A 21,746-nucleotide genomic window follows, 5' to 3' on the forward strand; every position below is an offset into this window, starting at 1 on the left:
ATCGTTCCTCCAATCGCTGTTGCCCCCAATTTTCTTTGAACGTTGATTTTTCGGTAGAAAATCGGGGGCAAAGGCGACCACTATCGTTTTTCCGGAATCGATTCGTCCTCTCCGCTAAGTCGTGCTTTGCGAACAACCATTTACGCTATAGTTGGGGGATGGAAAAAAGCCGATGAAGGGGAACATCTTCATCGGCTTTTTTGCTGGTGTGCGTGGTGCTCGGATGGCTGGAAATTAGCGCGGGTCCGTTGAGTTTCCTCGTGCGCTTGGTGAGTTACTACCTGCTGAGCACGCTCACCCTTTGGGAATCGCTCATGCAGTGCAGAGGAAATGTTGAGGTGCTTCCTGCGTAACTAGCTACTGCCTGCTGGAATTATGAACTGCATGAATAAAAACCAGCTCCGGGATCATATCCGGAGCTGGTTTTGTTTAGGTGCCGCTCTTCTATAAGAGCTAGATGTTCTTGTACTTATGGCTGCCAGTTTACGTTAATGGTGGCCGTGCCGCTCGTTGGTGCGGTAAAGGTATGGTTCGAGCCGCCTTCCCATGTTACCGTCGAGCCCTGTTTTTTCAGGAATTTGAATTCGATGGTTTTGCCGGCGGGAACGCTGACGTCATAGTACCAGGTTGGGTATTGGTAGATGACCTGGTTGTACAACGGACCGATGGCTTTGGCCGGGTCCCAGTTGCCGAGCTCGCTTACGCTGCCTGCCAGGTACACGTTCTGGCCGAGCGCGGTGGTGGCGTTGTTCACCACAAAGCGCACGCTGACTTGATCCCCTGTCAGCACTTCGAAGTTGTCATGCACATTGCTTGAAACACCGGCGCTGTTGGTGATTTTGATGTTATATATGCCTCCGGCAACGGCAGGGATTTTCACTTTGATCTGCGTGTCTTCCCAAGCCGTAATGTTAGCGCCGGTAACTGCCGTCGTGCCAAAGTATACCGTGCCTTTGGTTGCTCTGAAACCGCGGCCGTCAATGGTGACGGTTGCGCCCGGTTTAGCCATCATCGGTCCTACGTGCCCGATGGTTGGCGTAGTCACGGCCGTGGTGTACTGCCATACGGCCGTACCGCCCGCTGCCAGCGTGAAGTTGGAAGCGGATCCGCCGGAGCCGACGGTCAGGCTGTTACCGTTCAGGAGGCCGCCCAGCACGTCGGTGTAGCTGCCGGCCGGCAGTGAGGTTACCAATCCCGTAATAGACGCCGGCGTGTTCACGTTGCGGTTGACGGCGATGACGGCCACGTTGTTGCCGAACTTGCGCTCGTAGATCAGCACGTCGTTGTTGATCCAGCGCTCCTGCGTCGTTCCATAGGCAATGGCCGGATTGGATTTGCGCAATGGCGCCAGCTTTTTAATTACCTGATAAGCCGTAGTCGTGGTAGAGAAAGAAGGAATTCGGGCCCGGTTGTCGGGATCGTTCCCGCCGGACATGTATTGCTCGGTTCCATAATAGATGGCTGGCACGCCGCGGGAAGTGAGCGTGAAGGCGAGCGCTTGCTCCAGCTTCCGGCGGTTGGCGCTGTTATTGTGGAAACGTTCCATGTCATGGTTATCGATGAACGTGACCTGATCCTCCACCTGGAGGTAATCGGCCGCAGAGCCCTCCAGCATGGATTTCAGTCCGTACATATTGTCGGTGTTGTCCCTGAATACCTGGCGAACCTTCTGCGCGAATCGGAAATCCAGCAGGCTCATGCCGGATTCGTTGGCGAACTTATGGTTCTCGGCACTCACTTCGTTCACCCCGAGGAACCATTCGCCGAAGGTGAAGACCGGCTTGTAATTGTTGACGGTGGCCATGAAGCTCTTCTGCCAGCCGAACGGCATATGTTTTACCGCATCCATCCGAATGCCGTCAATGCCCAGATCAAGCCACATTTTAATGGCATCCTTCAGGTAGGTATCCACCGTGCTGTTGTTGTGGTTCAGATCGGCAAGATCGTACAGGTTTTTGTAAATCCCGTTCTCTGTCGTCGAGAAATCGGTTCCCCCGTTATGATGGAACAAATTCTGCGTATCGCCCGTGTATCCGCCGAGGAGGGTGCCGTTGTTGTACAGCTTGCCGTTCTCCGCGAACGACGGCTGGTCCGAGGAAGCGGGAGACGTGTGGTTCGGCGCGAAGTCGATGATGACTTTGATGTTCTTGGCATGGGCGGCAGCGATGAGATTCTGGAAGTCGGCGATTGTGCCATACGCCGGGTTCGTTTTTTTGAAGTCTCTGGCCCAATAGCCGTGGTATGCGGTGTTGTTCACGCCGGAATAGTTGATGACGCTGTAGATGTTCTCGACCGGCTGGGAGATCCAGATGGCGGTAACGCCCATGCCGGTCAGGTAGCCGTCGTTGATTTTGTTGATGATCCCTTGCCAGTCGCCGCCGCAGTACAGCCGCAGGTTGGTGCAGGTGCCGTCAAAGGCCGGGCCGGTCGGGTTGTTGGCAGAATTGCCGTCGGAGAAACGGTCCGTAAAGATTTGATAAATGACATCCGTGCTGAAATTTTGCTTGTTGGATACCGAGGTATCCGGAGCTGCATGGGCTGGGCCGAGCAAGCTCAGCGCCAGGGACAAGCTAAGGGCAAGGGCGGTTGTCAGTTTGTAGAATTTTTTCATCGTATTCCTCCTATGTAACAGTTATTGAATGGGGGGTGGTTCAATGAGCAAACCGAAGCTGCGGGGAATCACCTCCTGTACCAAAGATAGGGCAACAAAAAACCCCGGCATCTCCTGAAGAGAAACCGGGGTTGTTCCATACCGGGTGTGCGGTGACGGAATGCATAGCCCTTAAATTATGCGAGTGTTTGATTTCAACAATATTGTAAATGAAAGCGTATTCAGGTGTCAATATGTAATATCCAAATAAAAGGAAATTAATATTTTATGATATGAAATTAAATTTTATAGTCCTTATTTATTATTGAAACAAAATTTTACAGGCCATATAATAGGTTTAGCAAGCGTTTACAATTTGAAGATCAGTTCAGGCGAAACTGGCGTGTTTGTTGTTCAGTTGATCCAACTCAAGGCTTGGAAGCAAAGGAGGGAAGTTCAGTGGAGACTCATGTGAAGGCCGGTGCAGAGCAGCTGGGCTTGGGAATCAAGGGAGTGAAGGCGGCGTGTGCTGCCATTGAACGCGAAATAGCCGCGGGTACGATGCCGGGTGCCGTACTGGGCGTTCTGCATGAAGGCAGGACATGGTTCTACACAGCAGGTTATGCCAATCCTAATCCGGTGCAGGGCCAGCCTGTGCCTGTTTGCGAGGATACGTTGTACGACTGTGCATCCTTGACCAAGGTGGCGGTCACGCTCCCGTTGATTCTGCAATTGATCGATGATGGAGTTCTGACCTTGAGCACAAAAGCGAGCGATATGCTGCCTTCATTCGGAACGGCAGGCAAAGAAGAGATAACGGTAGGCCAGCTGCTGACGCATACTTCCGGGCTCCAGGCGGATATGAACCTGCATTCCCATGGCTGGGACAGGGAGCAGATGTGGGATGCCGTTTTTTCAGCGCCGCTTGCAGCCAAGCCGAATACCGAAGTGATTTACAGCGACTTGGGATATCTGACGCTTGGTCGCATCATAGAACGGTCGCTCGAACTGCCCTTGGACCAAGCGTTTAAGCGATGGGTGGCGGATCCGCTGGGCATGCATCACGCAACGCTGACTCCTTCGCCGGGTCAGGCGCACCGTTATGCCGCAACGGAGCATGATGAATCCATCCAGGATCATCTGTGCGGGATCGTCCATGACGAGAAGGCGCGGGCTTTGGGCGGCGTGTGCGGCCATGCGGGATTGTTTGCCACGGCAGGGGACCTGCTGCAGTATGCCCGAATGTGGCTTGCACAGGGCGCGGTTCCGGCGGTGGAAGCTGCGAAGGCGAAAGCCGGCGAACCGAGGCTCCTATCTCGGGCTGCGGCGGCTACGGCCACCCGTCCCCATACGAGTCATATTCAGGGCTCGAGCCGTGGTTTGGGATGGGTGCTGAAAGGGGATAAGATGGACGCCTCGGGAGATTGGATGAGCCCATACTGTTACGGGCATACCGGCTTTACCGGAACCAGCCTGTGGATCGATCCCGAGTCTGATCTTGCGGTCGTTCTGCTGACCAACCGCGTATATGGGGGGCGAAGCAGCAGCGTGGCTCAGCTGCGCGAACAGGTCCACAACGCTTTGAAGGGAGCCGTGTCATGGTAAGACTGGAATACGGCATATGGTTGTCCAGCCATGTCCAGCCATCCAAGCATGCCCCGACTGACGTACCGTTTGCATAGAGAGCAGTGCGCACGATGTACAAAATATGTGTCGTTCGATTCCGCAGCGGCAGCAATCCGAAGCCGAGCTAACGCCGGATGGACATTAAGCAACACCACCTGATGTCGGTACATTTATGGTAACTGCTGCATAGATATTCCGTCCAGCCTGGAGGATTGGTGAATGGAGATCAACCGGTCGCATGCCGTTAAGCGGCAATCGCTGCCGATCCAAGATTTACGACTATAAGGAGGGATAACGCAATGGCGAGTTTAACCTACAGGTCTTACCGGCCTGGAGACGAGGAAGGGATAACGGCTCTGTGGAACGCCTGTCTGCCGGGAGATCCCGTCACCCGGCTTCGTTTTCGAAATCTGGTGCTGCTCGACCCGAACTTTGATCCGCAGGGACTGCGGATCGCGGAGCAGGAGGGCCGCATAGTGGGCGTCCTGTATGCGGTGCGCCGGAGATTGCCGATGATCGGCACCGAGCTGGACCCGGATCACGGCTGGATCACCTTCTTCTATACCGATCCATCGGTTCGAAGATCGGGGGTTGCGTCGCGGTTGCTGCAGGAAGGCGAAGATTATCTTCGTCATCATGGGCGCAGCAAAGTCTTTTTCTCCTCGTATGCCCCGAATTATATCGTTCCGGGCATTGATGGGGAGCGCTATCCGGAGGGCTTGGCATGGCTTGCGGCCAGCGGGTTTACCCGCAATTACACGGCGGTTGCGATGGACCGCTCCCTGGTTGGTTTCCATATGCCGCCGGAGGTTGCGGAGCTGAAGCGGCAGCGGGAGCATGAAGGCTTTACTTTCAAGCCGGCTCAGGACGGCGATCTAGTGGAGCTGATCGAGTTCGCGACGGACGTGTTTAACCCGGATTGGGGCCGGGCGATTCGCGAAGGATTGCTGCAGCGATTAACAACGGATCAGATTCTGATCGCGCGCGATCAAGGGAAGCTGGTGGGCTTCTGCCTGCATGGCGGATATGAGGGCGTAGCTGAACGATTCGGTCCGTTTGGCGTGGATCCGTCGATGCAAGGGAAGGGTCTCGGAAAAATTCTCTTGTATGACTGCCTTGCCCTTATGCGTGCTCAAGGACTTCACGGTGCCTGGTTCCTCTGGACGGGCGAGCAGAGTCCCGCAGGCCATCTGTACCGCAAAGCTGGCTTCGACGTGACGCGCCGGTTCGATATTATGAGCAAGCCGCTTCAATAGATAGCTTCGACTACATGGATATACAAAGGAGAGATTATATTGACGGAAGCAAAGCAGCATCACATTTTGGCGATTGGCGGGCATGCGGGCGACATGGATCTTACGGCAGGGGCCGTGATCGCCAAATACACGCAGGCTGGCCACAAAGCGACGTTTCTTCATCTAACGCCGGGAGAGAAGGGACATCCCCGTCTGACGCCGGAGGAATACGCAAAGCAAAAGATTGACGAAGCTCACCAATTTGCCGATATCGTCGGCGCGGATGTGCGGTTCCTTGCTTACAAGGATGCCGAGCTTCCGCTGGACGAGGAAGTGAAGTATCAGGTCGCCGACGTCATACGGGAAGTGAAGCCGGATATCATCATTACGCATTGGAAGGAGAGCATTCATAAGGATCATTCCAATACGCATTATATCGTGGAGGACGCCCGCTTCTACGCGGGCTTGAAGACGATTGAGCGCGAGCTTCCGTCCCACTATGCCCAGCATTTATACTATGCGGACAATTGGGAGGATCCGTACGATTTTCATCCCGAGGTCTTCATCGACATTCCGGACGAAGCCTATGAAACGTGGGTGAGAGCCATGAACGTGTACGCTTATGCGCGCGGGGAAACCTACGGCTTCCCGTTCATTGAATACTACAAGGCGCTCACGATCGTACGGGGAGCGCCAATGAACTTCAAGCGCGCGCAGGCCTTCGCTGTTCCGAGAGGCGCGTTGACCAAACGGTTACAATTTTTCTAAATATATGGTTTTTCATCCAATCAACTGGAATAATCGCTAACATTCTCACAAAAAAATTGTGAGAAATACCAAAACATCCACTGACATTATACCTATCTTTTGATATAATGAGTGATGTTACGGGGGAACACGTACGGAATCATATATAGAGAATACAAACAGGAGAGGAAGTCTTCCATAGTGGAGGCTTCCTCTCTTTTCGTTTCGTTCGTCAAGAATTGCGAAGAATGGGGACATAGCGTTTCCGAATGCAGCTCTGGCGGGAAGGCGAGACGGAAGGGCAGCTGTTGCATTTTTCAAAATCCATGGTATGATGTATTTAAAGAATCTTAAATTAAAGATATTTAGGCAGGTTTTAGGGCAGCCTATGATGGGGTTCCCGCCTAGTTTATGATGTGATTTTCAGGGCAGTCTTTGGTCCTATTGAGCTATTCCAGGGCATTCTAACGAACATTAATGGTGTCAAACGGATTCGAAATTGAACCATATCACCAATCGAAGGGAGACTATAAGTATATGGAACATATGCATATTTACCGCCAGGGCACCTCTCCGGAGGCACCAACCTTACTATTGCTGCACGGCACCGGGGGGAACGAGGAGGATTTGCTGCCGCTGGCCGAGATGATCTCGCCAACGTCGAATGTGCTCGGCGTCCGCGGGAACGTGCTGGAGAACGGCATGCCGAGATTTTTCCGCCGTCTGGCCGAAGGAGTGTTTGATGTAGAGGATCTCGTGAAACGCACGCACGATCTGAATGAATTTCTGAACTGGGCAGCCGCCGAGTATGATTTTGACCGCAGCCGCATCGTGGCCGTCGGGTATTCAAACGGCGCCAATATTGCCGCCAGCCTGCTGTTCCACGAAGGGGACGCGCTGCAAGGGGCCATCCTCCACCATCCGATGGTTCCGCTGCGGGATAAAACCTTGCCGGATTTGACCGGCGTTCCGGTCTTTATCGCGGCCGGCCGGCGCGATCCGATGTGCACGCCGCAGGAGAGCGAGGATCTGAACGAACTATTGAGCGGGGCAGGCGCGGACGTGAAGCTGCATTGGGAGAACGGGGGACATCAGCTCAGCCGTGCAGAGGTCGGGATGGCCGCTGCCTGGTTTAAGGAGAAGTTCCTGTAATACCGGGCATGCCAAGATCCATGATGCGTTCCCTGTCTAATCAAGTAAAAATGAAAGCGAATATGATCAAAATACCGTCAATACGTTGGCGGTATTTTTTTTATACTTAACCCATCGAATAAGAATCGAGGGGGTCCGACATGGCACAGACAATGGAGACGATGAAGAAGCCTGGCGCCCAGCCGACTCGGGAGGACAAGTCCAGGGGATCCTTGCAGCGGGGAGAGAACCTATGGGGGATCGCATTCGTAAGCCCGATGCTGATCGGCGTTATCATTTTGGTGCTGTTTCCGATATTGGCTACGCTCGTGCTGGGTTTTGCCGATTGGAATTTCGTGCAGGGCTGGGACGGCATCCAGTGGGTCGGGTTTCAGAATTTCCGCCAGCTGCTGGAGGATGACATGTTTATCAAGTCGGTACGCAACAACATCTTGTTTCTCCTGACGGTTCCGGTCTACATGATGATCTCGATGACGCTGGCCATTTTGATCGACCGGTTTGTCTATATGAAGGGCTATTTTAAAGTGGCTTACTTCATGCCCTACATATCCAACATCGTGGCAGTAGCCGTCGTATGGCAGGTACTGTTCCAGCCGTCCTACGGTCCGATCAACGAAATACTCCGGACGCTCGGGATGTCCGATCCGCCCAAGTGGATCGCGGATCCCAATTTCGCGCTGATTTCCATCATGCTGATATCGATCTGGATCTCCATCGGCTTCAATCTGATTATTTATATCGCCGGCCTGCAATCCATTCCGAAGGATCTGTACGAGGCGGCGGACATCGATGGAGCCAACGGCTGGACCAAGTTCAGGCGCATTACGCTGCCCCTGCTGTCGCCGACGTCATTTTTCCTGCTGGTAACGGGGATTATCTCCACGTTCAAGGTCTTTGATATCATTGCCGTCATGACGCAAGGGGGACCGATCGGCTCGACGACCATGATGGTGTGGTATTTGTACGATACGGCATTCGTCAACCTGAAGGTCGGTTACGCATCGTCCATTGCCGCGGTTCTGTTCGGCTTTGTCATGCTGATCACGCTGGGGCAGTGGGCCGCTCAGAAGAAGTGGGTCAACTACTAAGAGGGAGGGTGCTATATGGGGACAAGAGTCGGCGTCGACTGGCGCAAGCTTATCGTCACGATCGCGATGTTCGCGGTGAGCATTCTGTTTCTCCTTCCTTTTATCTGGATGCTGGTGACATCCTTTAAGGTGGAGCGTGACGTATTCGTATATCCGATTCAATGGATTCCGCGGGAGTGGAACGCGATTCAGAATTACAAGGAGGTATGGTTCGGGGATTATCCCTTCTATCTCTATTATTGGAACTCGATCAAGGTCAGCATACTGACCACGATCATCTCGGCCATGGTATCTGCCCTGGCAGCCTACGGCTTCTCCAAAATCCGGTTTGCCGCCGGCAATTGGCTGTTCATCATCGTGCTGGTGACCTACATGATTCCGGGCCAGGCCATCCTGATCCCGCAGTTTATTCTATACCGCAACATCGGGCTGTTCGATAACCATTTCGGGCTCATTATGCTGGGAAGCTTCAGCGTGCTCGGAACGTTCATGCTCAGGCAATTCTTCATGGGGGTGCATCAGGAATTCATCGAATCCGCCAAAATCGACGGCGCGAACCATCCGCGAATCTTCTGGTCCATTGCCCTGCCGCTGGTAAAACCCGCTGTTGCCACGTATGCGATCCTGCGGTTCATCTGGACGTGGAACGATTATCAGAATCCGCTCATCTTCCTGCGGACGGACCGGCTGTTCACGATTCCGCTGGCGATGCAGAAATTCACGTCCTTGAGCGGAGAATTCTACTCCCTGATCATGGCGGCTGCCGTGTCGGCGATATTCCCGCTGCTGATCGTTTTTATCATCGGCCAGAAGAGCGTCATCGAAGGTATTGCGCTGGGTGGGGTCAAGGGCTAAGACTCTCGGGAATGAACGGGGTAAAAATAGTTCCAACATCAGTAAAGATTGTTTTATGGTTAAGATGTAAGCGCTCTATATAATGTGGATAGTCACAGCTAGAATCGTCACGACCTTACATACCGATATCAATGGGGAGGGTTATAGACAATGATGAACAAGAAATGGTGGTCAGGCGTTCTCACGGCCGCAATGGTGATCGGCTTGCTGTCCGGCTGCGGGGGAGCGAAAGAGGATGGGGCGCAAGGTGATTCCGCGCAAGGCGGAGGCAAGACCAATCTAAGGCTGTACACGTATGGCACGGAGGAAGCCTACAATTGGAAGAAAACGATCCAAGCCTATGAAGAGGCAACGCCGGGCGTGACCATTGAGCTGGTCCAGCTCAGCGAGAAGGGGGATACGCAGGAGGCGTTCAAGAAGCTTGACCTGGAGGCGGCATCCTCGGCCCAGATGGACATTCTGATGTTCAGCGATCCGGCGGGCTATGCGCAGCGGGTGGCGCTCGGCATGGCCGAGCCGCTGGACGACTTTATCGCGAAGGACGGCTACAGCGTGGAAACCGATTATAAAGTGGATACCCGCCTCGACGGCAAGGTCTACGCGCTGCCAGGCAAGTTCAACCCTTGGTATGTGCTGCTGAACAAGGATCACCTGGAGGAAGCGGGGCTGCCGGTTCCGACGGACTGGACCTGGGACGAATATGCGGACTATGCCAAAAAATTGACCCAGGGCGAAGGAGCGTCGAAGCGCTACGGGACGTACTTCCACGGTCCGCAAGGGGGCGGATGGCTGGAATTTCTGAAGCTGATGATGGCCAATCAGCCTCAGGATACCGACTATTTGAAGGCTGACGGCTCTTCCAATCTGGATAACCCGACCTTCAGGCAGACGCTGGAGCTGCGCGTGCGGATGGAGAAGGAGGACCAATCCTCGGTGCCTTATACGGACATGATCTCCCAAAAGCTGAATTACCGGACCCAATTCTTCAATCAATCCGCGAGCATGATCACGATCGGCAGCTGGATGAACACGGAGATTGGCGGAACGGATAAAGTGCCGCTGGACTTCAATGTCGCCGTAGCCCCATTCCCGAAAAACGAGGCAGGCGATCCGACGGGACTTACGCCGGTAACCACGGATTACGTGGCGGTGGCGGCCAAGTCGAAGCATAAGGAAGAGGCCTATAAGTTTGTCCGCTGGTATACAACGGAAGGGCAGATCGTGCAGGGCAAGAACATTCCGGCCTGGCAGCAGGTGAAGACCGAGCAGGTGGAGGAGATCATCGACACCATCCTGTCGGGCACGAAGAGTCCGGATAAGGTAGACAAAAAATCGCTCGTGGACACATTGGTTGCCTCGAAGGCCTCGGCCATCGTCCCTCCGGCGCCTTATCAGGCGGAAGTGTACGAGGCGGTGAACGAGGAATACGAGAAACTGATACTGGGCAATCAGGATATTGACCAGACCATCGCGAATTCGCAGGAGCGAGTGAACAAAATTATAGAATCCAACAAAAAATGATCTGGTATAATAGACAAAAAAATCGGGACGAAACTCTTCGTCCCTTTTTTTGAATTCGCGTACATTATTCCCGTCACGCCATACCCGAGGTGGATTCTATGCCCGCACGATTGAAGAGCCTGATCCCGAGCTCCATCAGGCATAAGCTGATATTGGCTGCCGTCACCTGCATCGTGGTTCCTGCCATCGTCAGCTTGATTCTGTATAATTCGTTAACGAAGGAAGCCTTGAGGCAGCAGGCGGTATCCAACGCAAGCGATGCCCTTCAGCTGGTCCGCGGATCGGTGACGAATCTGCTCTTAAGCAAAATCAATATCGCCAACTATATCCAGATGAATTCCGGTTTGAATTCCTATTTCAAGCAGGTGGTATCCGGCAACGAAGACCCGGATCCTTATCGCAGGTTCATTGAATCCAACCGGGTGCTGGAGCATCTGGACAGCTTGACGGTCGTCGGCGAGAAAAGCTATGTCACCGTCATTCTGGAGAACGGCTCCTATTACATGAATTATTCCGTAAGCGATTACAATCCGCTCGATTACAGGCAGCGGCCTTGGTTTGGCCAGATTTCGGAGCTGCAAGGCTTGGAGTCCCTATGGACGGAGCCGGAGGCCACGATGTTCCGCTCCGACCAGATCGATCATCCGACGCAATTATCGGTGGTTCGAACGCTCCGGCTGCCGGATTCCGAAATTTACGGCTACGTGATCGTGACGTTCATGGAGGATCAGATCAGCGGGATTTTCAACTCCCTTTCGGAAGGCAACGATATGGTGCTGCTGGATGCCAAGGGAACCATCGTTTCCGGCACTCATCAGAGCCAGATCGGAACGACCTTTGCATATCACGATGACTTGGATCAAGAAAAGCCGTATTCGATCGTGCCGATGAAGGGGGAGAAGCAGCTGATGGTACACCAGGACATCCCGTTTGCCGGGTGGCGCCTGGTGCTGATGCAGCCGTACAAGGATGCGATCGTCAATATCAACTCGATTTTCAACCGCGTGTTTTGGTTCCAGATGTGCTCCTTCTTGATCTTTCTGCTGCTGCTCATTGGACTTGTCCGTGCGTTTACCAAGCCGTTAGTCAAGCTCGGTAAAGTCGCAACCGCCGTGCAGCGCGGAAATCTGGAAGTGAGGTCGCATGTTCATGGCAATGATGAGGTTGGACGGCTGGGGCATTTATTTGACGACATGCTGGACCGGTTTAAAGCCATGATCTCGGAAATATCCGAGAACCAGGCGAGAAAACGAAAAGCGGAGCTCCGAATGCTCCAAGCCCAGATCCATCCCCATTTTCTGTTCAATGTCCTGAATTCGATCCGGATGAAGGTCATGAAACGAGGCGATCCCGAAAGCGCGAAGATGATCGGCTCCCTGTCCGTGCTGCTCCGCATGACAATCAGCCGCGAAGAGGACGAGATTGCGCTACATGAAGAAATCGACCTGATCTCGCATTACGTCGCCCTGATGAACCTTCGGCAGAAGGAGGAGGTCAGGCTGGAGCTGGATATCGCGCCGGAGGCTTTCCTCTTCAAGGTGCCGCGCTTTTTTCTGCAGCCGATCGTGGAGAATGCATTAATCCATGGGCTCAACCAGCAGGCAGGGACGATTCGGATTGCAGCCGCCATGAAGGGCAGGCATCTCGTGCTGGCGGTGAAGGACGACGGCATCGGCATGGATGCTGCGATGAGGGAATCGATTGCCCGGAGAATCCAGGGCGGAACCGCCGGATCTTCGATGCAGGAGGAGGCAAGCGGAGGCAGCTTCTCCCATATCGGTCTGCAAAATGTGATGGAACGGATGAGCATGGTGTTCGGCGAGGCTTTTCAATGCCACGTCTACAGCGAGCCTGGCCAAGGAACGGTGATCGAGATGTATATACCGGAAAGAGGGAATGCGGATGTATAACGTGATGCTGGTGGACGATGATTACCCGGTCATTGAGCTGTTGTCGGAGGCCATCTCGTGGAATGAGCTGGGCTTGAATCTGATGGGAAGCTATGAGAACGGAATGAGTGCTTGGGAGGAGGCGAGATCTTCGCCCCCGGACATTCTGATTACGGATATCGGCATGCCCAAAATGAACGGGCTTGAGCTGTCCGCACGCATCAAAGAAGTGAAGGCCGATGTGCGGATCGCCATTCTGTCCTGCCACAACGAGTTCCAATATGCCCAGCAGGCCATGCGCCTGAACGTGCAGGATTATCTGCTGAAGGATACGCTCGATCCCGAGGAGCTGGCACAGCTGCTGAGGCGGTTCAAGCAGGCGATGGACGAGGAAGCCCAGAAGGGCTGGGAGCGGTCGCGGATGATCCATCTGGTGGACGAATCCAAGGAGCTGCGGAAGGAGCAGAGCCTCAAAAATTTCATACACCAGCCCCTGCTGTCCCCCGAAAAATGGCGGCATGAGCTGTCGGAGTACGGGGTGCTGAAGCCGGGTTTTCACTGCCTTCCCGTGGTCGGGCATCTGGAGGATGTCCGGGAGATCAAACACCGCTTCGCTTCCAACCAGACGCTGCATTTTGCCCTGGGCAACGTGCTGCGGGAGGTGCTGGATCAACTGAATCCGGATGCGGTGCATGTCCTATACGATGCAAAGTCTTCGCTGCTCCTGTTCGCGTATCGGCCCGGCTTGGGCAGCAACATTTACGATGAGGCCGCCGCCTGCCTGAAGGAGGTGCAGCGAACGCTCGAGCGCGTGCTGCGAATCCGCATGTCGTTCCTGATCGGCCGGGGCTGTGCCGATCCAGAAGGTTTAAAGGCAGGGCTCAATGAACTGCTGGCCAGCCGGCATCAACGATTCTATCTGGAGCCGCTTGAGATATCCAAACTGAACGGAGCGCTTGAACAGAAAAGTCTGCATGGGGATCCCGATCTCTTCGTTTATTATGACCGGGCCAGCTCGGAGCTGCGGGAATCGCTGCTCGGCAAAGAGGGCTCCGGCGCGGCGCGCGATACGGTTGATCGGTGGATCTCATGGATTCAAGGCAAGCGGTACGCACCGGAATCGGTCAAGGACTGGGTATTGAAGCTGCTGCTGGATCTGAAGCTGAGGCTTCATCTCCTGCATTCGCTGTCACCCGCCTATACGGCGGATGCGCTGCACAAAGAGATCATGGACATGGATTCCCTGAACGAGCTGAAATCCTGGCTTCACGATTATTTGGAATCAACCCTGCAGGCTATGGATCGAGGATTCGGGGGCAGCAGAAGATCGGAAGTAGCGGAGGCCTGCAAATACGTGTCTCTTCGGCTCGACCAGAGGATCACGCTGGATGACGTTGCCGGCTGCCTGCACCTGAATCCGAGCTATTTCAGCCGCATGTTCAAGAAAGAAACCGGCGTCACCTTCATCGAATACGTTACCCGGATGAAGATGGAGCGCGCCAAGGAGCTGCTGCGGCAGACAGACCGCACGGTCGGGGAAATCTGCGAAAGTCTGGCCTACGACAATGTGAGTTATTTCAGTAAGACATTCAAGGCGTATGCGGGAGTAACCCCCGTAGAGTTCCGGAACGGTTGAACGGGAGTTGAAACGGGCGTCTGAACGGGCGTCGAAATGGGGAGGAGGTTTTAGTCCGATGAACAGGATGCAGGAGCTGACAACGATTGCGAACGGGATGGCTCCCGCCGATCTGCGGATGTATTACCTAGGCGGGGACCAGAGGTCATTCTGGGAAGGCATTCAGCGAAGCGGGGATTACGAGCAGGACATATCCGAGATTCGGGAGGAAGGGGAGCGGCTGCTGTCTGTCCCGAACCCGGCGCTGACGTATGACTTATTCACCCGGTTTGCCCGGCAGGGAACGAGGCTGGATTATGAGAAGGTGTATTTCGAGCGTAGGCGCCGGCTGAATACCTTTGCCCTGCTGACACTTCTCGAGCCGGATAAGGAAGCGTACCGGATTGCTCTCCAGGAGATGATCTGGTCCATCTGCGATGAGTATACCTGGTGTTTGCCGGCGCATCTGAACGCGGAATCGCCCGGCGGCATCAAGGGGACGATTGATCTGTTCAGCGCCGAGACCGGGTTTACCCTCAGCGAAATTCGCGTGCTGCTGCGGGACTATCTGCCTTCGCTGCTGATCTCAAGAATCGAGGAGGAAGTTGAAGCGCGGTTGTTCCTCCCTTTCCTAAGCCGTGAGCACGGCTGGGAGACGGCGACACATAATTGGTCTGCCGTCTGTGCAGGTTCCATCGGCTCCGCGGCGCTGCTGCTTATGGAAAGCGGGGAATCTCTTGCGAAGGTTCTGCTGAAGACGGAGCGGTGCATGGACTATTACCTGCAGGGCTTTGGCTCCGATGGAGCCTGTCTGGAAGGGCTGGGATATTGGAATTACGGGTTCGGGTATTTCGTGTATTATGCCGATTTGCTGCGCAAGCGCACCCGAGGCGAGATGGACTGGTTCCGATCGGAGAAGGTCGGCCGCATCGCCTTGTTTCAGCAGCAGGGCTTTTTGGGAGGCAAGGCCGTCGTCAACTTCTCCGATTCGCAGCCGGAAAGCACGGTACATATCGGCTTGTCTCATTATCTGGCCGGATTGTACGAGGACTTCGAGTCTCCGCCGCAGTCTCTCCGGTCGGGTTACCGCGACGACCATTGCAGCCGCTGGGCTCCGGCTTTGCGCAACCTGATCTGGCGGAACCCCTTGCTGGCGGGAAGCGATTGGGAAGAGGCAAGTTATTATTTGCCCGATGCCCAGTGGCTGATCTCCCGCATTTCCCATGGAGGCGAGGTGTACGCGTTTGCCGCCAAGGGCGGCAGCAACGGCGAGCCGCACAATCATAATGATCTTGGGCATTTTATCCTGTACGGCGCCGGGGAAGTTTGGTGCTCGGATCTCGGCTGCGGCGAATACACGGCAGAGTATTTCGGCGAAGGACGGTATGGCTATGATTGCAACGGCTCCCAAGGCCACTCCGTGCCGATCATCGACGGCCATGTTCAGCAAGAGGGCCCGGATAGCGCCGCGGTTGTATGGGAAGCGGTGACGGGTGAAGCCGTGGATCGGCTTGCGCTTGAGCTGACCTCGGCCTACCGGGTTCCTGCGCTTCAGTCATTCACGAGGACGCTGGAGTGGAACAAGCAGGGGAACCGGCCGGAACTGACGCTGAGCGACCGGTTTACGTTCGGTTCGCCCCCGGAGAGTCTGGTGGAGCGGATCGTCACCAGGATACGGCCCGAGCTGGTACTGATCGATGGCCGGCAGGCTGTTAGGTTGCGGGCACCGGGTACTTATGAGCAAGCAGAGGCAGGAGGACCAGAAGTCGTTCAGGCCTTAGAAAAGAAGAAGGAGCCGATTGCAGCTGAAGAAGGGACCGGGGAGCAGCCTAAGGTACAGGACACAAAGCCGGATCCTGCCTTTTCCGTGGATGACAGGCCCGGCCTGCTGATCCACTATGATAACGACCTTGTGGAGCCTGAGCTGACACGCCATGTTTTCCGTGATCACTTCGGCAAGGAAGCAGCTTGGTATGCCGTGGATTTTAAAGTGAAGGCCCTTGGCTTGCATGCGAATATCGATTTCAGATTTCAATTCATATGAACAGAGGAGTGGAGAGGAATGAAAACGGAGGTCGCTTTGGATTGGTTGACGGAGGCATGGGAAAAATCGCTTGCGAAGACGCGGCGGAACGTAGCGCGGATCGGCGCGAGGTTTCCGCATGCCAGCCAGAATGGCGTCTACCAGCTGGAGCCGCCGCATTGGTGGACGGCCGGCTTCTGGCCGGGCATGCTGTGGCTTCTGTACAACGATAGCGGGGTGGCGGAGCTTAGAACAACCGCCGAGCAGTGCGAGCTCATTTTGGATGACGTACTGAACCAATATGTGCGTCTGGACCATGATCTCGGCTTCATGTGGACGCTGACCAGCATGGCTTCCTACAAGCTGACCGGCAGCGAACAGTCCAAGGTACGCGCGCTCAAGGCAGCCAACTACCTGGCTGCACGCTTCAACCTGAAGGGACAGTATATCCGAGCCTGGAATCCGTGGTCGGAAGGGGAGGATAACTCGGGCCTCGCGATCATCGATTGCGCCATGAATACGCCCCTGTTATTCCTGGCGTCGCAGATCAGCGGCGATCCCCGCTACCGGCATATGGCCGAAGCGCATATGGACACGGTGGTCCGGGACTTCGTCCGGCCGGACGGTTCCGTCTATCACATCGTACGATACGATCCGGTTACCGGTGAGCGCCTGGAAGGGATCGGCGGGCAGGGCTTTGCGCCGGAATCCGCCTGGTCCAGGGGAACGGCGTGGGCGATTTACGGCTTGACGCTTGCCTACCATCATACGGGCAAGTCGATCTACCTCGATACGGCCAAAACGGTGGCGCATTTCTTTCTGGCGAACCTGCCGGAAGACCATGTGCCGTTCTGGGATTTCCGCGCGCCGGACGATGCCCGCATCTACCGGGATTCGTCCGCCGGTGCCTGCGCCGCCAGCGGGCTGCTGCTGATGGCTGACAAGGTGGAGCCGGGACAGGCGGCCGTATACCGGACATCAGCGGTCCGGATTCTGAAATCGCTCTACTGGAATTACGGCACATGGGACAACGATGGGGAGGAAGGGCTGATACTCCATGGAACCAGCCACTATCCGGAGGGCAAGAATATCGACGTGCCCCTGATTTACGGCGACTTTTTCTTTGTGGAAGGACTGGCGCGGCTGAGAGGGAAGGGGCCGTTTTACTGGGAATAACGGAGATTGAAGCGGCGCTCTGGAAGGAAATAGTAGAAGTAAGGCAAGGAAGAGGATAAGGGAATTAGAAGAAGCATTCCGGAAATGGAGTGAGCATTTAAGATGAGCATTCAGGTTACTTGGAATTCCGAGGACGGCTTGATCCATCCGGTCGCGCGGAATCCGCTGCGAACAAGACGGGACGTGCAGGAGGCGCTCTCGCAGCTGCTGGAGCCTTTAAGCAAATGCTACAGCGAGGGCAGCGCACGCTTGATCCTAGAGCGTTCGGGCGCCGATGCCTATGCCGATATTGCGGAGATGGAGGGTTTCTCTCGCGTCTTGTGGGGGCTCGTTCCCGCCGCTGCCGGCGGCTCCCATGACGAGCTGTGGGAGCTGTGCCTGCAAGGGATACGCGCAGGGACGGATCCGGAGCATGCGGAGTACTGGGGGCAGGTTAATGACTATGATCAACGGCTGGTGGAGATGGCGGTGTTCGGATTGGCCTTTGCCCTGATTCCGGACCGCATCTGGCAGCCGCTGAGCGAGAAGGAGAAGGCCAACCTCTATCAGTGGCTCGATCAAATCAACCATCATCCTTGCTATGATTGCAATTGGCTGTTCTTCCATGTATTTGTCAACGTTGGTTTCCGCAAAGCAGGCTTACCCTACGATGCCGGACAGCTGGAGAACAATCTCCAGCGCATTGAGGAATTTTATCTGGATGCAGGCTGGTATAGCGACGGGATCGGGGGGCACTGTGATTATTACGTGCCGTATGCTTTTCATTTCTATGGCTTGATCTATGCGCAGCTGATGGGAGACGAAGATCCGGAACGCGCCGGGCGCTACAGGGAGCGGGCGGCATTGTTTGCACGCGATTTCATCCAATGGTTTGCTCCCGACGGGGCGGCCGTTCCTTACGGACGCAGCTTGACGTACCGCTTTGCGCAGTCGGCCTTCTGGTCGGCTGCGGCTTATGCCGGGCTGGACGGGTTTAGTCCGGGCCAGCTGAAAGGACTGGTCCTTAGAAATCTCAGATGGTGGTTTCAGCAGCCTATATTCGACCGGGACGGCGTGTTGACGGTGGGCTACGCTTACCCGAACCGAATCATGTCGGAGAACTATAACGCGGCTGGCTCCGTGTACTGGTCGCTGAAGACGTTCCTGATCCTGGCTTTGCCGGACGGGGATCCGTTCTGGGCGGCAGAGGAGCAGGAGCTGGCGGAGACAGGACGTATTTCGGTACAGGAGCCTGCACATCTGGTGCTTTGCCGCGAGCCGCAGACCGGCCACGTGGCTGCGTTCAATACGGGCCACCCGTCTACCAACGAGCATACGCATACTTCCGCCAAGTACGAGAAGTTCGTCTACTCTACCGCCTTTGCGTTCAGCGTGCCGAGGGCGGAATGGGGACTGGCCCAGGGAGCTTTCGATTCCATGCTTGCCCTTAGCGAAGGCGATCGGCTGTTCCGGGTCAAGCGCTTATGCGAGGAGACGCGGATTCAGGAGCATGTGCTGTACGCAAAATGGAAGCCGTGGAGAGACGTCGAGGTAAGGACCTGGATAGCGGCAGGGCTGCCATGGCATATTCGCATCCATCGGATCAGTACGGAACGAATGCTCGATGCTGCCGAGGGCGGGTTTGCTTTAGGCTTGGGATTACTGAACAGCTCCCGAACGGGAGACGGGGCAGCATCGGCTTCCGGCACCTTCGGCACGAGTGCCATCTATGGCATGCTTGGTTACGATACGGCAGAGCTCATCTATCCCCATGCCAATACCAATCTCCTGCGTCCCCGCACCGTCATTCCTACGTTGAGGGCGGCGCTCGAACCCGGAACCCATTGGCTCATCGCGGCCGTGCATGGCACCCCCAGCGCTTCCGGCACTCCCTCCATTGAGGAGCCTTCCATGGAAGACGTGAAAGAAAGGCTGGGCGTAGAGATAGGACAGCGTGAGATTAAAATTACGACGCAGACGGGGAATATCATCGTGATTCCGATGGACTAACGGGCTTGCCGTCATACGCCTTCAATATTAATTTAAACCACGAAAGCCGGGGGAATGATGACCCCCGGCTTTCGTGCGCTTCATATAAGCACCTCATCCTCCCTGATCGTGGCGATGGGCTGCAGAAATTGGTGATCAAAGGGCCGCAGCTCTGTCCCTGCCCGAGCTTTATTCACCCAATCCGGGTTGACCAAGGCGCTGGTGCCGATCGCAACGAAATGCGCATGGCCAGAAGCCAAGATTCGTTCTGCGACCGCCGGCTCGCCGAGTTTGCCGTTCGCGATGACGGGAACGCCGCCGTATGTTGCGGCAAGCTCGGCCAAGGTGGTCTCGCCCTCAGCGAAAGCGGGGGCGTAAGCTTTGTACTCCGTCGTGTGAATGTAAGATGGCGATGCCCCGCTCAATTTACCGAATATCGTTTGGGCATCCTCCACTCCCTGTGCCCACTTATGATGGAAATCGTTCACTTTGCCTTGGGAAACCCGAACGCCCACGATATAATCCGGGCCAACGGCTGCCCGAATGGCTTCCAACACCTCAACGACAATTCGAATCCGATTCTCCGTGGCCCCGCCGTATTCATCCGTTCTGCGGTTGGTGTAATCGGTTATGAATTGATCGAGCAGATAGCCGTTTGCCGCATGGATTTCAACCCCGTCGAATCCAGCAGCCTTGGCTCGGAGTGCCGCTTGCGCAAAATCTTGGATCGTTTGTTTAATCTGAGGCTGCGTTAACTCCCGAGGGGTGGCGAATTCGCCGCTTCCTCCATGATCCTCAAGCATGGCGCCCACCGGCTTCACCGCAGAAGGCGCAACCGGGACGAATCGCTCATGCTGAACCAAGGCGCCGGCGTGCATCAGCTGCGCGATGATTTTGCTCCCCTCCCGATGAACAGCTTCGATGACAGGCTTCCAGGACGCGGCCTGCTGGTCATTGGCCATGCCGGGTTGGTTGAGATAGCTCTGGCTCTGTACGGCATCCGGATAAAGGCCTTCCGTAATGATCAGACCGAACCCGCCTTTTGCGAATCTCTGATAGTATCGGATCATTCGGTGGTTAGCCAGGCCCTTCGGATCTGCGCTCGTTCTAGTCATAGGGGAGAGCACGGCCCGATTGGGCAGTTTCAAAGATCCTAATGAAGCTTCGGTTAGCAGGTTGGGATATGAATGCATGGTTTTGTCCTCCTCAATTGCTGATCAGTCTTATGGCGACCGACGCTTGTAAGTGTATGATCTGATTGTATTTCGCATGGTCTATACTGTAAAATGATAGAAATTAATATATGTATCAATAAAAATGATACCGAGAAGGTGAACTGGATGGACTTAACGGATCTGAGGATGATTGCCGCCATTGTGGAGGAAGGCAGCGTATCAGGCGCTGCCGAGAAGATGGGGTATGTGCAATCCAACGTGACGGCGCGCATACGCAAGCTGGAATCCGAGCTGGGTGTTCCTTTGTTCGATAGGCATCCCAAAGGAGTCTCGCCCACGGAGAAGGGGCTCGTTCTCTACCGATATGCCAAGCAGATTCTTGACATGGCTGAGGAAGCTGTTGCCGCCGTGAAGGAGCCGCTCTATCCAAGCGGTCCGCTTGTGATCGGCGTCGTGGAGACGATGGCGACATCGCAATCCTTTATTCAGGCCTTGTCCCACTTTCAACGAACCTATCCGGAGGTCGCGCTATCTCTCGTTAGCGGAACATCTCCACAGCATTATGAAGGCATGCTCAGCCGAAGATTAGATGGTGCGTTCATTACCGGTGATTATGATATGTCGCTGCTGGAGAGCGAGCTGGAAATCCGGGAGGAGGTGTCGCTGCTTGTTTCGTCGGAGGAATCCGAAGCAGAGGGGGCATTCGAGGCATTCGCACTAACGGGCGCTTCTTGGATCGTATTTCCTAAGGGATGTCCGTTCCGGAAGTCTAACGAAGAATGGCTTAGCAGCGAAGGGATCGCCGCAGCGAACATGATCGAAATCAGCACCTTGGAAACGATGCTCAGTTGCGTACGGGCCAAACTGGGCTGCGCGCTTCTGCCGGCATCGGCGATTCCTTGGTCCGATCCAGGATTAAGGACCTACCCCGTACCGGAAGAGTATCGCAGCGCCACGACCCGGCTGCTCCGTCGCAATGAATCATTCCGCAGCAAGGCGTTTGCCGCTTTCGCGGAATGCGTCAGAGAAGCGGGCGGTCTGAATTCCACTGGAATTCATGCCTCCTGAACTTGAAAACATCACCAG

General features: G+C 55.2%; 15 protein-coding genes. 13 read left to right on the plus strand and 2 right to left on the minus strand.

Going from position 1 to position 21,746, the window contains the following annotated elements:
- Positions 1-469 precede the first annotated feature (469 nt).
- Positions 470-2,611, minus strand: coding sequence for an alpha-amylase family glycosyl hydrolase (locus tag MHI43_RS04830; protein WP_036661932.1), 2,142 nt, complete (start codon positions 2,609-2,611; stop codon positions 470-472).
- A gap of 438 nt (positions 2,612-3,049) precedes the next feature.
- Between MHI43_RS04830 and MHI43_RS04835 the strand changes: the two genes are divergently transcribed.
- From MHI43_RS04835 to MHI43_RS04890, 12 genes are all read left to right on the plus strand, one after another.
- On the plus strand, positions 3,050-4,195 hold the full coding sequence (locus MHI43_RS04835; RefSeq protein WP_036661931.1) for a serine hydrolase domain-containing protein: 1,146 nt from the start codon (positions 3,050-3,052) through the stop codon (positions 4,193-4,195).
- A 320-nt stretch (positions 4,196-4,515) separates the two neighbouring features.
- Positions 4,516-5,472, plus strand: a complete 957-nt coding sequence (locus MHI43_RS04840) for a GNAT family N-acetyltransferase (protein WP_036661929.1) — start codon at positions 4,516-4,518, stop codon at positions 5,470-5,472.
- A 39-nt stretch (positions 5,473-5,511) separates the two neighbouring features.
- Positions 5,512-6,219 (plus strand): PIG-L family deacetylase, encoded by a 708-nt coding sequence (locus MHI43_RS04845; protein ID WP_009592358.1) that lies wholly within the window; start codon positions 5,512-5,514, stop codon positions 6,217-6,219.
- Between the two features lie 516 nt (positions 6,220-6,735).
- Positions 6,736-7,350, plus strand: coding sequence for an alpha/beta hydrolase (locus tag MHI43_RS04850; RefSeq protein ID WP_036661925.1), 615 nt, complete (start codon positions 6,736-6,738; stop codon positions 7,348-7,350).
- A 140-nt stretch (positions 7,351-7,490) separates the two neighbouring features.
- A complete protein-coding gene (locus MHI43_RS04855; RefSeq protein ID WP_036661923.1) occupies positions 7,491-8,438 on the plus strand; it encodes a sugar ABC transporter permease in 948 nt (315 codons plus the stop codon).
- A 15-nt stretch (positions 8,439-8,453) separates the two neighbouring features.
- A complete protein-coding gene (locus MHI43_RS04860) occupies positions 8,454-9,293 on the plus strand; it encodes a carbohydrate ABC transporter permease (protein WP_012819107.1) in 840 nt (279 codons plus the stop codon).
- Positions 9,294-9,443: 150 nt separating this feature from the next.
- Positions 9,444-10,814 (plus strand): sugar ABC transporter substrate-binding protein, encoded by a 1,371-nt coding sequence (locus MHI43_RS04865; RefSeq protein ID WP_036661921.1) that lies wholly within the window; start codon positions 9,444-9,446, stop codon positions 10,812-10,814.
- Positions 10,815-10,912: 98 nt separating this feature from the next.
- A complete protein-coding gene (locus tag MHI43_RS04870; protein WP_036661919.1) occupies positions 10,913-12,724 on the plus strand; it encodes a histidine kinase in 1,812 nt (603 codons plus the stop codon).
- Positions 12,717-14,339 (plus strand): helix-turn-helix domain-containing protein, encoded by a 1,623-nt coding sequence (locus tag MHI43_RS04875; protein WP_036661917.1) that lies wholly within the window; start codon positions 12,717-12,719, stop codon positions 14,337-14,339. The genes MHI43_RS04870 and MHI43_RS04875 overlap by 8 nt, the downstream gene beginning before the upstream one ends.
- 58 nt (positions 14,340-14,397) lie before the next feature.
- Positions 14,398-16,362 carry a heparinase II/III family protein gene (locus MHI43_RS04880; RefSeq protein WP_036661916.1) on the plus strand — a complete coding sequence of 655 codons (1,965 nt, stop codon included), beginning with the start codon at positions 14,398-14,400 and terminating at the stop codon, positions 16,360-16,362.
- An 18-nt stretch (positions 16,363-16,380) separates the two neighbouring features.
- Positions 16,381-17,517: a glycoside hydrolase family 88 protein gene (locus MHI43_RS04885; RefSeq protein ID WP_036661914.1), complete on the plus strand. Its 1,137-nt coding sequence runs from the start codon at positions 16,381-16,383 to the stop codon at positions 17,515-17,517.
- Between the two features lie 102 nt (positions 17,518-17,619).
- Positions 17,620-19,506, plus strand: coding sequence for a DUF2264 domain-containing protein (locus MHI43_RS04890; protein ID WP_036661912.1), 1,887 nt, complete (start codon positions 17,620-17,622; stop codon positions 19,504-19,506).
- 80 nt (positions 19,507-19,586) lie between these two features.
- On the opposite strand, the gene MHI43_RS04895 is transcribed toward MHI43_RS04890, so the two are convergent.
- The gene (locus MHI43_RS04895; protein WP_036661911.1) at positions 19,587-20,678 is read right to left on the minus strand and encodes an NADH:flavin oxidoreductase; all 1,092 of its coding nucleotides are present in this window, start codon (positions 20,676-20,678) and stop codon (positions 19,587-19,589) included.
- A gap of 147 nt (positions 20,679-20,825) precedes the next feature.
- On the opposite strand from MHI43_RS04895, the gene MHI43_RS04900 reads away from it, so the two are divergent.
- A complete protein-coding gene (locus tag MHI43_RS04900) occupies positions 20,826-21,728 on the plus strand; it encodes a LysR family transcriptional regulator (protein WP_012819115.1) in 903 nt (300 codons plus the stop codon).
- Positions 21,729-21,746 lie beyond the last annotated feature (18 nt).

The organism is Paenibacillus sp. FSL H8-0457 (genome assembly GCF_038051935.1).
Classification (GTDB): Bacteria; Bacillota; Bacilli; order Paenibacillales; family Paenibacillaceae; genus Paenibacillus_AQ; species Paenibacillus_AQ lautus_A.

Excerpts from the sequence above, each read along its gene's own strand:
- MHI43_RS04830 (WP_036661932.1), bottom strand. The coding sequence starts at position 2,611 with ATGAAAAAATTCTACAAACTGACAACCGCCCTTGCCCTTAGCTTGTCC.
- MHI43_RS04840 (WP_036661929.1), top strand. The coding sequence starts at position 4,516 with ATGGCGAGTTTAACCTACAGGTCTTACCGGCCTGGAGACGAGGAAGGG.
- MHI43_RS04850 (WP_036661925.1), top strand. The coding sequence starts at position 6,736 with ATGGAACATATGCATATTTACCGCCAGGGCACCTCTCCGGAGGCACCA.
- MHI43_RS04855 (WP_036661923.1), top strand. The coding sequence starts at position 7,491 with ATGGCACAGACAATGGAGACGATGAAGAAGCCTGGCGCCCAGCCGACT.
- MHI43_RS04860 (WP_012819107.1), top strand. The coding sequence starts at position 8,454 with ATGGGGACAAGAGTCGGCGTCGACTGGCGCAAGCTTATCGTCACGATC.
- MHI43_RS04865 (WP_036661921.1), top strand. The coding sequence starts at position 9,444 with ATGATGAACAAGAAATGGTGGTCAGGCGTTCTCACGGCCGCAATGGTG.
- MHI43_RS04870 (WP_036661919.1), top strand. The coding sequence starts at position 10,913 with ATGCCCGCACGATTGAAGAGCCTGATCCCGAGCTCCATCAGGCATAAG.
- MHI43_RS04875 (WP_036661917.1), top strand. The coding sequence starts at position 12,717 with ATGTATAACGTGATGCTGGTGGACGATGATTACCCGGTCATTGAGCTG.
- MHI43_RS04880 (WP_036661916.1), top strand. The coding sequence starts at position 14,398 with ATGAACAGGATGCAGGAGCTGACAACGATTGCGAACGGGATGGCTCCC.
- MHI43_RS04885 (WP_036661914.1), top strand. The coding sequence starts at position 16,381 with ATGAAAACGGAGGTCGCTTTGGATTGGTTGACGGAGGCATGGGAAAAA.
- MHI43_RS04890 (WP_036661912.1), top strand. The coding sequence starts at position 17,620 with ATGAGCATTCAGGTTACTTGGAATTCCGAGGACGGCTTGATCCATCCG.
- MHI43_RS04895 (WP_036661911.1), bottom strand. The coding sequence starts at position 20,678 with ATGCATTCATATCCCAACCTGCTAACCGAAGCTTCATTAGGATCTTTG.
- MHI43_RS04900 (WP_012819115.1), top strand. The coding sequence starts at position 20,826 with ATGGACTTAACGGATCTGAGGATGATTGCCGCCATTGTGGAGGAAGGC.